The sequence below is a fragment of the Pseudomonas azerbaijanoccidentalis genome, assembly GCF_019145495.1.
GTDB classification, from domain to species: Bacteria; Pseudomonadota; Gammaproteobacteria; order Pseudomonadales; family Pseudomonadaceae; genus Aquipseudomonas; species Aquipseudomonas azerbaijanoccidentalis.
Genome location: NZ_JAHSTU010000002.1, coordinates 904206 through 917134, shown reverse-complemented (window position 1 = coordinate 917134; position 12929 = coordinate 904206). Strand labels below are relative to the sequence as shown.

General features: G+C 59.0%; 7 protein-coding genes and 1 pseudogene. 7 read left to right on the top strand and 1 reads right to left on the bottom strand.

Going from position 1 to position 12929, the window contains the following annotated elements; translation table 11 throughout:
- Window positions 1-93 precede the first annotated feature (93 nt).
- The 7 genes from recC to KVG88_RS10675 all read left to right on the top strand — a co-directional run bounded on the left by recC (window position 94) and on the right by KVG88_RS10675 (window position 12658).
- Window positions 94-3546 (top strand): exodeoxyribonuclease V subunit gamma, encoded by a 3453-nt coding sequence (gene recC, locus KVG88_RS10705; protein WP_217871308.1) that lies wholly within the window; start codon window positions 94-96, stop codon window positions 3544-3546.
- Complete coding sequence (gene recB, locus KVG88_RS10700) at window positions 3543-7235, top strand: exodeoxyribonuclease V subunit beta (protein ID WP_217871307.1); 3693 nt, start codon at window positions 3543-3545, stop codon at window positions 7233-7235. Before recC ends, recB begins: the two co-directional genes overlap by 4 nt.
- Complete coding sequence (gene recD, locus KVG88_RS10695) at window positions 7232-9340, top strand: exodeoxyribonuclease V subunit alpha (RefSeq protein WP_217871306.1); 2109 nt, start codon at window positions 7232-7234, stop codon at window positions 9338-9340. Before recB ends, recD begins: the two co-directional genes overlap by 4 nt.
- A gap of 118 nt (window positions 9341-9458) precedes the next feature.
- Entirely contained in the window at window positions 9459-10034 is a 576-nt protein-coding gene (gene yfiR / locus KVG88_RS10690; protein WP_150705471.1) for a regulatory sequestration protein YfiR, read from the top strand.
- Entirely contained in the window at window positions 10031-11287 is a 1257-nt protein-coding gene (gene dgcN, locus KVG88_RS10685) for a diguanylate cyclase DgcN/YfiN (protein ID WP_150705472.1), read from the top strand. Before yfiR ends, dgcN begins: the two co-directional genes overlap by 4 nt.
- Before the next feature lie 17 nt (window positions 11288-11304).
- Complete coding sequence (yfiB, locus tag KVG88_RS10680; protein ID WP_437179940.1) at window positions 11305-11808, top strand: outer membrane lipoprotein YfiB; 504 nt, start codon at window positions 11305-11307, stop codon at window positions 11806-11808.
- A gap of 139 nt (window positions 11809-11947) precedes the next feature.
- Complete coding sequence (locus KVG88_RS10675) at window positions 11948-12658, top strand: CatB-related O-acetyltransferase (protein WP_150705474.1); 711 nt, start codon at window positions 11948-11950, stop codon at window positions 12656-12658.
- A 15-nt stretch (window positions 12659-12673) separates the two neighbouring features.
- Here the strand turns inward: KVG88_RS10675 and KVG88_RS31175 are convergent.
- Window positions 12674-12808, bottom strand: a pseudogene (locus tag KVG88_RS31175) (LysR family transcriptional regulator); the annotation flags it as partial.
- Window positions 12809-12929: the final 121 nt, after the last annotated feature.

Below are 12929 nucleotides of genomic sequence, written 5' to 3'. Positions count from 1 at the left end.
TCTTACAGCAATGACGGACAGGTCCCCGCTGTCAGCATCTCCCGACAATGCTAAGGTTCGGCCCTAGCGTTTGTATTTTCCAAGGAAGCCTTTATGCCGGACGCAACGTCCCTCAGTGCTGGTTTTATGGTGGTTCACGGTAACCGCCTGGACGAGTTACGCAGCCTGGTGGTGAGCTGGATGCGGCGCTACCCGCTGGCTCCCCTGGAAAATGAAATCGCCCTGGTGCAGAGCAACGGCATTGCGCAATGGCTGAAGCTGGCTTTGGCTGAAGACGCTGAAGATGACGACATGGGTGGCTGTGGAATTGCCGCTGCCATCGACGTGCAATTGCCTGGCAGTTTCATGTGGCAACTCTATCGAATGGTCCTGGGCCGCGACGAAATCCCGCCCAAGTCTCTGCTGGATAAAGCTCCGCTGACCTGGCGCCTGATGCGCCTGCTTCCGCAGTTGATCAATGAGCCACACTTCGAACCGCTGCAGCGCTTTCTGACCAATGACACCGACCTGCGCAAACGCTATCAGTTAGCCGAGCGGTTGGCTGATTTGTTCGACCAGTATCAGGTGTACCGCGCCGATTGGCTTGAAGACTGGGCAGAAGGTCGGCACCAATTACGTAATGCCAGGGGAGAAGCCAAGCCACTGACGGCGGCCAATTGCTGGCAAGCGGAGTTGTGGCGTGCCCTGCTGGTGGATGTCGGTGAAGAGGGGATGGCGCAAAGCCGTGCCGGTGTCCATCAACGCTTTGTCGAACGTATCAACAGCCTTGATGTGGCCCCGCCCGGGTTGCCTTCACGGGTGATCGTATTCGGGATCTCCTCGCTGCCTGCCCAAGCCCTCGAAGCGTTGGCGGGACTGGCCCGATTCAGTCAAGTCTTGCTGTGTGTTCATAACCCGTGTCGTCACCATTGGGCAGATATCGTCGCCGATAAAGACCTGTTACGGCATCAATACAAGCGACAGGCTCGCAAGAGCGGCATGCCGGTTGTCCTCGATTCGCAAACGCTGCATCAGCATGCCCATCCGTTGTTGGCTGCTTGGGGCAAGCAAGGGCGAGACTACATCAACCTGCTGGACAGCTACGACGACCCCAACAGTTATCGCTCGGCGTTTCGTGACGGTCGTATCGACCTGTTCAGCGACAGCCAGCCACTGAACATGCTCAATCAGTTGCAGGATGACATCCTGGAATTGCGTCCTCTGAACGAGACGCGTGAGCGCTGGCCGGCTGTTGATCTGCATGAAGATGAATCCATCCGTTTCCACATTGCTCATAGCGCACAGCGGGAAGTCGAGATACTGCACGATCAACTGCTCGCGCGTTTCAGCGCCGACCCGCAGTTACGTCCTCGCGATGTGATTGTCATGGTCCCGGATATCGACAGTTATGCACCGCACATTCGGGCCGTGTTCGGCCAGCTAGAGCGACATGATCCGCGTTTTATTCCGTTTACGCTTGCGGATCAAGGCCAGCGCGGTCGAGATCCATTACTGATTGCTGTCGAGCATTTGCTCAAGCTGCCTGACAGTCGTTTTCCGGTCAGCGAGATCCTCGATCTGCTCGATGTTCCTGCATTGCGCGCCCGTTTTGGAGTAGAAGAGCGCGACCTCCCGACCTTGCATCGCTGGATCGAAGGTGCCGGCATTCGTTGGGGCATGAATGCCGAGCAGCGTGCCGGTCTCGGGCTTCCGGAGGCGCTGGAGCAAAACAGTTGGCGTTTTGGCCTGCGGCGCATGTTGCTCGGATATGCCGTCGGCAGCGCCCATGCCTGTGAAGGTATCGAGCCGTACGACGAGATCGGCGGGCTGGATGCTGCACTCATCGGGCCGTTGGTTGCGCTGCTCGATGCGCTGGAAGTCGCACACCAGGAGCTCACACAGCCCGCTTCGCCTGAGCAATGGAGTTTGCGACTGCAAGCGTTGGTATCGTTGTTCTTCCAGGCCAGTAACGAGCATGACGACTATTTGCTGACTCAGCTTGAAGAGCTGCGTGAAGCCTGGCTCGAGAATTGTGAGTCTGTCGGTCTGCAAGACGAATTACCGCTGACCGTCGTCCGTGAAGCCTGGCTTGCGGGGCTCGATCAAGGGCGTTTGTCTCAGCGATTTTTGGCCGGCGCCGTCAACTTCTGTACCTTGATGCCCATGCGTGCGATTCCGTTCAAACTGGTCTGCCTGCTGGGCATGAATGACGGCGACTATCCGCGAGCACAACCGCCGCTGGACTTCGACCTGATGGGCAGTGACTACCGCCCCGGCGATCGTTCGCGACGCGAAGACGACCGTTACCTGTTGTTGGAGGCCTTGTTGTCGGCCCGCGATCAGCTTTACATCAGCTGGGTTGGCCGCAGCATTCGCGATAACAGCGAACGACCCGCATCGGTACTCATCGGCCAGTTACGTGATCACCTCGCAAGCGGTTGGCGATTGTCCCAAAGCGACGAAGATCTGCTTGAAGCGATTACTCAAGAACACCCTCTACAACCCTTCAGCGCTCGTTACTTTCATGAGGGTGATGACCTGTTCAGCTACGCCAGTGAGTGGCAGGTGCTGCATCAACTCACTGAGCAATCGACTCAAGTCGAGAGGCTTGATGCCCACGTGCAGGATGAACCGCTGGGGCTTGGGCAGCTACAGGATTTCCTGCGCAACCCAGTGCGACATTTTTTCAGTCAGCGGTTGAAGGTGTTCTTTGAATCCGCCGAAGTCCCTTTGGCGGATGAAGAGCCGTTTGTGCTGGACGCTTTGCAGCGATACAGCCTCAGCGACCGTTTGCTCGAAGCGGCACTGGCCAATCTGGATCACAGTGATCAAGCGTTGGAAGTGCAAGCCAGGCGCCTGCAAAACGGCGGGTTGCTGCCAATGGCAGGATTCGGTGAGTGCCTTCAGCGGGAGCTGATCGAACCACTACCGGATTTGCTGCAACGCTACCAACAATTGCTGACCTTGTGGCCAACGCGATTGATCAGCGCACTGCCTGTGAGCCTGGATTTGCATGACCTGCGTATCGACGGTTGGCTCAGCGGTCTGCATCAACGGGCGGATGGCGGGCTGTTGTCGATCACGACAATCCCCAACAGCATTGGGTCGATCAAGTCTCGAAAATGGCATCGCCTGACTCGGCCCTGGGTCAATCATCTGGTCGCTTGCGCTAGCGGTCTGTCGATAACCACGGCGCTGGTGGCCAGTGATGACAGTCTGGTGCTCGCGCCAATGGACGCGGAACCAGCACGGAAAATTCTGGGAGACCTGTTGCTGGCCTGGCAATCGGGCATGCGCCAGCCCCTTCCCGTTGCAGTGAAAACAGCGTTTGCCTGGCTTGGTCAGAGCGACCCGGTCAAAGCCGAGGCCGCAGCCCGAAAGGCCTATGAAGGTGACGGGTTGACCACTGACGGGGAGCGACGGGAAAGCGTGGCGCTTGCACGGCAATTCGCCGATTACGACGCGCTGGTTGCCGACGAAACATTTTCCGATTGGTGTGACGCTTTGTATCGACCACTGCTTGAAGCGCCTTGGCGTTCTTTGTCCGCCGAGGAGGCGCGCTCATGAGTCCCCAGATACCTCTTGCCCTGGCGTTTCCGCTGCGCGGCAGTCAGTTGATCGAGGCCAGCGCTGGAACCGGGAAAACGTTCACCATTTCTGCGCTTTATCTGCGCTTGGTGCTTGGCCATGGCGTGGAATCCAGCGGTTTCGGGCGTGAGCTGTTGCCGCCACAGATCCTCGTCGTGACCTTTACCGATGCCGCCACCAAAGAACTGCGTGAGCGCATTCGTACCCGCTTGGCTGAGGCTGCGCGGTTTTTCCGCGAGGAAACCGCGGCACCTGATGGCCTGATTGCCGAGTTGCGTGACCAGTACCCGCCCGAGCAGTGGTCCGGCTGTGCAAATCGCCTGGACATCGCAGCTCAGTGGATGGACGAAGCCGCTGTCTCGACGATTCACAGTTGGTGCCAGCGCATGTTGCGCGAGCACGCATTCGACAGTGGCAGTCTGTTTACCCAGACCCTGGAGACCGATCACAGCGACTTGTTGGGCGAAGTATTGCGCGACTACTGGCGATTGTTTTGTTACCCGATGCAGGGCGATGCATTGAACTGGGTCCGCAGCAATTGGGGTGGGCCAGCGGCGTTGTTACCCCGTGTGCGCGGATTGTTTGCCAGCGAGCGAGAAAACGTTGAAGGCAAAGCCCCTGCTGAATTGATTACCGAGTGCTTGCAAGAGCGGCGGGCGGCGTTGGTCGAACTCAAGCTGCCCTGGCGTCAGTGGGCGGACGAGTTACTACTGATTTGTCACGAAGGTGTAGCCAGTAAAAGTGTCGATGGTCGCAAGATGCAGGCGCGGTATTTCGAGCCCTGGTTCGAAAAGATCAGAGCCTGGGCCGAAGACGAAAACCTTGAGCAACTGGACATCGGCACTGGGTTCACCCGCCTGACTCCCGATGGTATGGCCGAGGCCTGGAAAAAGGGTGACGCGCCCAATCATCCGGGGCTGGATGCCATGCCCGGACTGAAAGCCTGCCTCGACAGCTTGCCGACGCCTGATGCCGCCGTGTTGCAACACGCCGCCCATTGGGTCGGCGTGCGGTTCGAGGAGGAAAAACGTCGCCGTGCGGAAATGGGTTTTGACGACATGTTGCTGCGCCTCGATGCGGCATTGCAGTCCGAGGGTGGTGAGCGGCTGGCGACCTTGATCCGAGAGCAATTTCCGGTGGCGTTGATCGACGAATTCCAGGACACGGACCCGGTGCAGTACCGGATCTTCGAGAGTATCTATCGAATTGAAGACAACAATCCAGAAAGCGGGTTGTTCCTGATCGGCGATCCTAAGCAGGCGATTTACGCCTTTCGCGGTGCCGATATCTACACCTACCTTCGCGCGCGACAGGCCACCACCGGTCGCCTGCATACGCTGGGCACCAACTTCCGCTCCAGCCACGGCATGGTCCGTGCGGTGAACCATGTATTCGAATGTGCCGAGTCGCGCGAGTCGGGGCGGGGTGCTTTCCTGTTTCGTCAAAGCAATGGCGATAACCCGGTACCGTTCCTGCCCGTGGCATCGCAGGGGCGCAAGGAAGTCCTGCACATCAACGGGCAAGCAGTCCCGGCACTGAATGTTTGGCAGTTGTCTGCCGAACAGCCTTTGTCTGGTGCCGTGTACCGCCAACAACTGGCCGGCGCATGTGCCAGTGAAATCACCGCCCTGCTCAATGGCGGGCAACAAGGTCACGCGGGCTTCGTGCGAGAAGGCAGGGAATTTGTTGGCCTGATGCCGGCGGACATCGCCATTCTGGTGCGCGATGGCAAGGAAGCACAGGCCGTGCGCGCCGAGCTTTCTGCCCGGGGCGTGCGCAGCGTTTATCTATCGGACAAAGACTCGGTGTTCGCCGCGCAGGAAGCGCACGATGTGCTGACCTGGCTCAAAGCCTGTGCCGAGCCCGACGTCGAGCGACCGCTTCGCGCCGCGCTGGCCAGCATCACCCTCAATCTGTCACTGGCAGATCTTGAGCAGTTGAACCAGGACGAACTCGCTTGGGAATCCCGGGTCATGCAGTTCCGCGGTTATCGCGAGTTATGGCGCAAGCAAGGTGTGTTGCCGATGCTGCGCCGCCTGCTCCACGACTTCCAGCTCCCGCAAACATTGATTGCCCGCAGCGACGGCGAACGGGTGCTGACCAATCTTTTGCACCTGTCCGAATTGCTGCAACAGGCCGCCGCCGAACTGGACGGTGAGCAGGCGTTGATCCGGCATTTGTCCGAGCATCTGGCGTTGTCCGGGCAGGCCGGCGAAGAGCAGATTCTGCGTCTGGAGAGTGACGAACAACTGGTCAAGGTCGTGACCATTCACAAGTCCAAGGGGCTTGAATATCCCTTGGTTTTTCTGCCGTTCATTTGCTCGGCAAAACCGGTGGATGGCAGCCGATTGCCGTTGCATTACCACGATGCCAACGGCAAGGCTCAGGTAACTTTGAGCCCCACGCCCGAGTTGATCGCCCTGGCCGATGAAGAGCGTCTGGCGGAAGATCTGCGTTTACTTTATGTCGCCCTGACCCGGGCGCAACATGCTTGCTGGCTGGGGGTGACGGATCTCAAACGTGGCAATAACAACAGCTCGGTGCTGCACCTCTCGGCGCTGGGTTATCTGTTGGGCGGCGGTGCTGTATTGAGTGAGTCGGCAGGTTTGAGCATTTGGTTGCGAGATCTGCAACAGAACTGTCCGGCAATCAGCTGCGGCGAAGTGCCGGAGATCACCAGTGAGCATTACCACCCGCCGCTGAACACTGCGGCATTGCTGGCCCCTCTGATCCCGCAGCGCAAGGCCAGCGAAAACTGGTGGATTGCTTCCTATAGCGCCTTGCGCATTAGCGACACCTTGAGCATTGGCACAGACGAAGCGCCAGAGAGCCCGCAAGCGCAGAAACTGTTCGACGACGAACGCCTCGATCCACAAGCGCCCCGCGAGATGGCAGCTGGCGGTGCCGATATTCATCGGTTCCCACGTGGCCCGAATCCGGGCACCTTTCTTCATGGTCTGCTCGAATGGGCGGGTGATGAGGGTTTTTCGGCCTCGCCACAAGCCGTGGAGGATGCGATTGCCCGTCGTTGCAATCGCCGTGGTTGGGAAGGGTGGATCACCACGTTGAGTGACTGGCTGGTGCATCTGCTCAAATCGCCGCTGCCCGTGGGTGCTGGACAAGCCCCGGTGATTTTCGAGCAGTTGACCCAGTATCAGGTCGAAATGGAATTCTGGTTTGCCAGCCACAAGGTCGATGTACTCAAGCTCGATGCGCTGGTGCGTCAGTACACGCACAACGGCGTGGCCCGAGTGGCTGCCGAGCCGGTGTTGCTCAATGGCATGTTCAAGGGTTTCATCGACCTGACGTTCGAGCACGATGGCCGTTATTACGTCGCCGACTACAAATCCAACTGGCTCGGGGCTGACGACCTGGCCTATACCGAACAGGCCATGGAACAGTCGATTCTCGACAATCGTTACGACCTGCAATACGTGTTGTACCTGCTGGCCCTGCATCGTCAGCTCAAGGCCCGGCTGGCCGATTACGATTACGACCGCCATGTCGGCGGCGCGTTGTACCTTTTCCTGCGGGGCACGCGAGCGCCCGGTCAGGGTGTCTATTTCGCCCGCCCGCCCAGAGAGTTGATCGAGCGGCTGGACCGGATGTTCCAGGGTAAACCGGAGCCCCGGACAGAACCCGCCTGGGAACAGGGAGTATTGCTATGAGCCGCACCTTCGCCGATTTGCTGCCCACGTCGTTGGCGGAGGACAGCCTCGCGGACCTTGCACCCTTGAATGATGCAGGCGACCTGTTGCTGTTGCTGACTCGCTGGGTCGAGCGTGGCTGGCTACGGGCACTGGACAAGGCCTTCGTGGCGTTTCTGCATGAACTGGCACCGAAGGATGACCCGTTGGTGCTGCTGGCGGCTGCGTTGACCAGCCACCAGTTGGGACACGGGCATGTTTGCCTCGATTTGTTCGAGACATTGAAAGAGCCCGACTTCGCCTTGTCGCTGCCTCCGGAAGGTGATGTGCAAAATGGTGTGATGGTGCTGCCGTCGCAGTTACTGGAAGCGCTGGATGGCGCCCATTGGTGCAAGGTGCTGGCTGCAAGCCGTCTGGTTGCGTTGGCGGCTGATGAACGAGAGGCCGTGCAATCGCGGCCATTGGTTTTATCGGGCAAGCGCCTGTATTTGCGCCGCTATTGGGCCTACGAGCGACGAATCGACAACTCTTTGCGTGAGCGCTTGGCAACACACGAGGCCGCCCCGGATGACTTGCTTGAACGCCTCACGGGTTTGTTCGGGCCGGCCAGGTCGGGTGAGGTGATTGACTGGCAGAAACTCGCCTGTGCCCTCGCCACTCGCAGCGCTTTCAGCATCGTCACCGGTGGTCCGGGAACCGGCAAAACCACCACGGTCGTGCGCTTGTTGGCGTTGCTCCAGGCGCCTGCGGTCGAGGCGGGCAAGCCGTTGCGCATTCGTCTCGCCGCACCGACCGGCAAAGCCGCCGCGCGGCTGACGGAGTCCATCAGTCAGCAAGTCCGAACGCTGAAAGTCACTGAAGCCATTCGCGAAAAAATTCCGTCCGATGTCACCACCGTTCACCGCCTGCTCGGCAGTCGCCCGGGGACGCGGCATTTCCGACATCACGCCGGTAATCGATTACCGCTGGATGTGTTGGTGGTGGATGAAGCCTCGATGATTGACCTGGAGATGATGGCCAATCTGCTGGACGCATTGCCGACCCATGCGCGTCTGGTGTTGCTGGGGGACAAGGACCAGTTGGCGTCGGTGGAGGCCGGTGCCGTGTTGGGCGACCTGTGTCGTGATGCCGAGGCTGGCTGGTACAGCCCGCAGACACGTCAATGGCTGGAAGCGGTCAGTGGTGAAAACCTGGAGGCCAGCGGCTTGCAGGAAGACACTCAAGGTACGCATCCACTCGCCCAGCAAGTGGTGATGCTTCGCCACTCGCGGCGGTTCGGCGAGGGCAGCGGCATTGGCCAGTTGGCGCGCTGGGTGAACCAGCAACAGCCTGAGGAAGCCCGCAAGCTGTTGGCTGTGCGAAGCCACGACGATGTTTTCAGCCTGCCCCTCAAGAATGAACAGGACCGGGCGCTGGAGCGTTTGTTGCTCGAAGGCCATGGTGAGGGCGCGCTAGGCTACCGGCACTATCTGGGCCTGCTGCGCAATCAGCGGCCAGCACTTGATAGCCCGTACGATGATCCGCGCTGGATGGAGTGGGCGCGTCAGGTGCTGCAAGCTTTCGATGCCTTTCAGTTATTGTGCGCTGTCCGCAAGGGACCGTGGGGTGTGGAGGGGTTGAACCAGCGTGTCACCGATGCACTGTTGAAGGCGCGTTTGATTGATAGTGACCAGCAGTGGTACGAGGGCCGGCCAGTCTTGATGACCCGCAATGATTACGGCCTGGGCTTGATGAACGGCGACATCGGCATTGCCCTCAAACTTCCTGAGCGTGAGGCGACGCAAGCCGGTCGGCAGGTGCTTCGAGTGGCATTTCCGCGTAACGACGGGCAGGGCGGCGTGCGTTTTGTCTTGCCGAGCCGGCTCAATGACGTTGAAACCGTCTATGCCATGACCGTGCATAAATCCCAGGGCTCTGAATTTACCCATACCGCGTTGATTCTTCCTGACGCGCTGAACCCGGTGCTGACCAAGGAGCTGATCTACACCGGAATAACCCGGGCCAAAGACTGCTTCACGTTGATCGAGCCGCGTGCCGGTGTATTCGAGGAGGCGGTGAGGCGCAAGGTCAAGCGCTTGAGCGGGTTGATGCTGGAGCTGAAAGAGGGCAGCGATCCGGCGGACTGAAGAGGACGCGCGAGGTTACGTAAACTGTCCGAAGTGCCGTAGTTCGCGGCCTCGCGGGTGTACCAGCGCTATGCTATCGTTGCGGCATCATTTGGTAACGATCGAAGAGTATCCCTGCATGAAGGTGGCTGTCCGGGCGGCAGAGCGTATCGCTGACTGCAAACAAGCACTGCTCGCCGGACTTTTCTGTTTGCTGCCTGCAGTGGCTTTTGCTCAGCCGCAAACCCCCTCGAGCATGGCCGACCAGCGTGCCGAATCGGTGACTCAGGTGGTGCTCGGGATTCTCAGTTACGCCCGTTGGCCCGTTGAGCCTGCGCAACTTCGCCTCTGTATCGTTGGCCCCACTGAGTACACGGACGACCTGGTCAAAGGCACGACCCAGGCGACAGGTCGGCCTGTGACGGTGCAGCGGTTGTTGGCCGACAACCCGTCCATTGCAGGCGAGTGCAATGCGGTGTACATCGGCAAACTGACCAATGAAGAGCGCAGCCGGCTGTTTGCCTCGCTCACAGGGCTACCGGTGTTGAGCATCAGCGAAAGCGATGATCAGTGCACCGTTGGCAGCCTTTTCTGTTTGCGAGTCACCGACGATCAAGTGTCTTTCGAGGTCAATCTCGACTCGGTTGCCCGCAGCGGTGTGCGCATTCATCCGAGCGTGCTGCAATTGTCCCGTCGCAAGCCGGCGGCACCATGAGCCTGTTCAAACGGGGTACTCGTCCGACCTTGCGCTCGGTCATCGGTCGCGGTCATTTGACCGTTGCGCTGGTGGGTGTGGCCATGGCCAGTGTGTCGCTGACGCTGCTGGGTGTTCTGGCCTTGCGGGTGTATGCCGATCACAACCTGCACCTGATCGCGCGCTCGATCAACTACACCGTGGAGGCCGCGGTGGTGTTCAACGACAAGTCCGCAGCCACCGAAGCATTGGCGCTTATTGCCTCTACCGAAGAGGTGGCCGACGCCCAGGTTCTGGACAGGCAGGGCCGGTTGCTGGCCCGTTGGCAGCGCCCGGAAACCGGTTTGATATCCGATCTTGAAATACAGTTGGCCAAAGCCTTTCTGGAAAAGCCGATCAACATGCCAATCGTTCATCAGGGCCGGGAGATCGGCAGCATTGTGCTCATCGGGCATGGCGCCAGTCTGATGCGCTTTTTGCTCAGTGGTCTGATGGGGATTGTCCTGTGCACCGCCATCAGTGCGTGGGTCGCACTTTATCTGGCGCGTCGACAACTTCGCGGCATTATCGGCCCGTTGCGCAGCTTGGCGTCTGTTGCCCACGCGGCTCGCAGTGAACGGGCTTTCGATCGGCGCGTACCGCCCGCCACCATCGCCGAACTCGACAACCTCGGCAGCGACTTCAATGCCCTGCTCGATGAACTCGAATCCTGGCAGACCCACCTGCAAAACGAGAACGAGACCCTCGCCCACCAGGCCAGTCATGACAGTCTCACGGGCCTGCCGAACCGGGCGTTTTTCGAAGGTCGCCTGATGCGCGCATTGCGCAACGCCAACAAGCTCAACGAGCGGGTGGCCGTCCTGTTTTTGGATAGCGACCGGTTCAAGGAAATCAACGACAACTTCGGCCATGCGGCCGGCGATGCGGTGTTGGTGGCGGTGGCCAAACGGGTGCGGGCGCAACTGCGCGAAGAGGACCTGGTGGCGCGTTTGGGCGGTGATGAATTCGCGGTATTGCTGACGCCACTTCACAAGACCGAAGACGCTGAGCGGATTGCCGACAAAATCATTGCCAGCATGGACGCGCCCATTGTGTTGCCAGGCGATCACCAGACGTTGACCTCTCTCAGTATCGGCATCGCCGTGTACCCCGATCATGGCGTTACCCCGGGTACGCTGCTCAATGCAGCGGACGAAGCAATGTACCAAGCCAAGCGCCTTGCCCGAGGCGCACAGCACACGGCAGGGTCGGAGCACCCTGTCGCCGACGTTTAACCCAGGAGCTTAATTCCGTGTTTTCTTTTATCCCTCGATCACTGCGACTTTTCACCATCACGCTGCTCATGGCCGTATTGACCCTGACCGGTTGCCAGACAGCACCGCAAAAAGGTCTGACCCCGGCGCAAATTGCGGTCTTGAAGCAGCAAGGTTTCGAGTTGACCGATGAGGGGTGGGCTTTTGGTCTGTCGGGCAAAGTGCTGTTCGGCAGTGACGTCGACAGCTTGAATGTGCAGAGCACCCAGATTGTCGAGCGCATTGCCAAGTCGCTACTGGGCGTCGGGATCGAGCGCGTACGGGTCGATGGTCACACGGATGCATCGGGTAAAGAGGCCTACAACGAACAGCTTTCCCTGCGTCGCGCCAAAAGTGTCGGCAGCGTTCTGGCCGCCGCCGGCATGAAACAGGAAAACATCCAGTTACGCGGCCTTGGCAGCAGCCAGCCCGTGGCATCGAACAACACCGCCACCGGCCGCACCGAGAACCGCAGGGTATCGATTGTGGTCAGTGCCGATTAATGCGTTAGCAATTTTTTCCGACATGACTTCTGACACATGAGCCGACGTAAACTCGACGATCATTCGAACCCGCTTGGGTTCTGAGTCGATTTTACGGTCTGGGCGTTTCAGGGTTTATGCGGAAGTCGAAGAGTTCTCAATGAAAAAAATAATAAATTATTGCCAGAACCACTATTGGAAGAAATGGCTTCGCCGGCATAAATGCAAGCTGGGCGGCGGAGTGACCTCGCTCGGCGGCAGAACCACATTGGTGCTTGAGGAAAACGTCTCACTCGGCAATCTGGTGATCAATGCCAAGCAATTGAGCATTGGCGCTCACACTTACATTCGAAGCGATTGCGTGCTTTCCGCAGTTTCATCCATTGGCCGGTTCTGCTCCATCGGGAACAACTGCTACATCGGCCAGGATAAGAACACCCACCCTTCGGATTGGGTGAGCTCGCACCCCTTTCAGTTCACAAATACCTCATTGTCATTCGAGCCGGAAATTGTCGACGTCACCATTGGCGATGACGTCTGGATCGGGCATGACGCCATGATCATGGAAGGGGTCAACGTGGGCACGGGAGCCATCATCGCCACGCGTGCACTGGTCCTTCATGACGTGCCTCCCTACGCCATCGTCGCAGGCACTCCGGCGAAAGTAATCAAGTATCGACACCCGCCTGAACGTGTATCCGCGCTGTTGAACAGCCAGTGGTGGGAGTGCAATGTCGACTACCTGCTGACCTTGCGCCTGGACGATCCGGATGCCGCTTTGCCTGAACTGATGGACGCGCGCAGCAACCACCTGGCGAGTTACGAGCGTCTGGAAGTCAGCCGAAAAGGCTGTCGCGTACTGCCCGCCTGATATCGCCAGATCAGCTCAGTCGGCAAACCGCATGTCCCGCGTTTCACCCAGCAACAACGGGCCATTCAGTTCGGTCACTTGCCTAATGTAATCCCACAACAGGGTGATCCGCTTGAGCTTGCGCAGGTCTTCGCGGCAGTACATCCGGCAACGGTGGCAGCTCAGTCTTTGAGTTATAGCTGGTAAGCGTTTGAACTTTTTTTCAAATGACAACGAGCGACGTTGAGTCGAGCAGACCCGAGCGTGAAGGAGTGATGGCAATCTAATTGTG

Bases quoted from the DNA above. Each gene is read 5' to 3' on its own strand.
- recC (WP_217871308.1), top strand. From the start codon at position 94: ATGCCGGACGCAACGTCCCTCAGTGCTGGTTTTATGGTGGTTCACGGT.
- recB (WP_217871307.1), top strand. From the start codon at position 3,543: ATGAGTCCCCAGATACCTCTTGCCCTGGCGTTTCCGCTGCGCGGCAGT.
- recD (WP_217871306.1), top strand. From the start codon at position 7,232: ATGAGCCGCACCTTCGCCGATTTGCTGCCCACGTCGTTGGCGGAGGAC.
- yfiR (WP_150705471.1), top strand. From the start codon at position 9,459: ATGAAGGTGGCTGTCCGGGCGGCAGAGCGTATCGCTGACTGCAAACAA.
- dgcN (WP_150705472.1), top strand. From the start codon at position 10,031: ATGAGCCTGTTCAAACGGGGTACTCGTCCGACCTTGCGCTCGGTCATC.
- KVG88_RS10675 (WP_150705474.1), top strand. From the start codon at position 11,948: ATGAAAAAAATAATAAATTATTGCCAGAACCACTATTGGAAGAAATGG.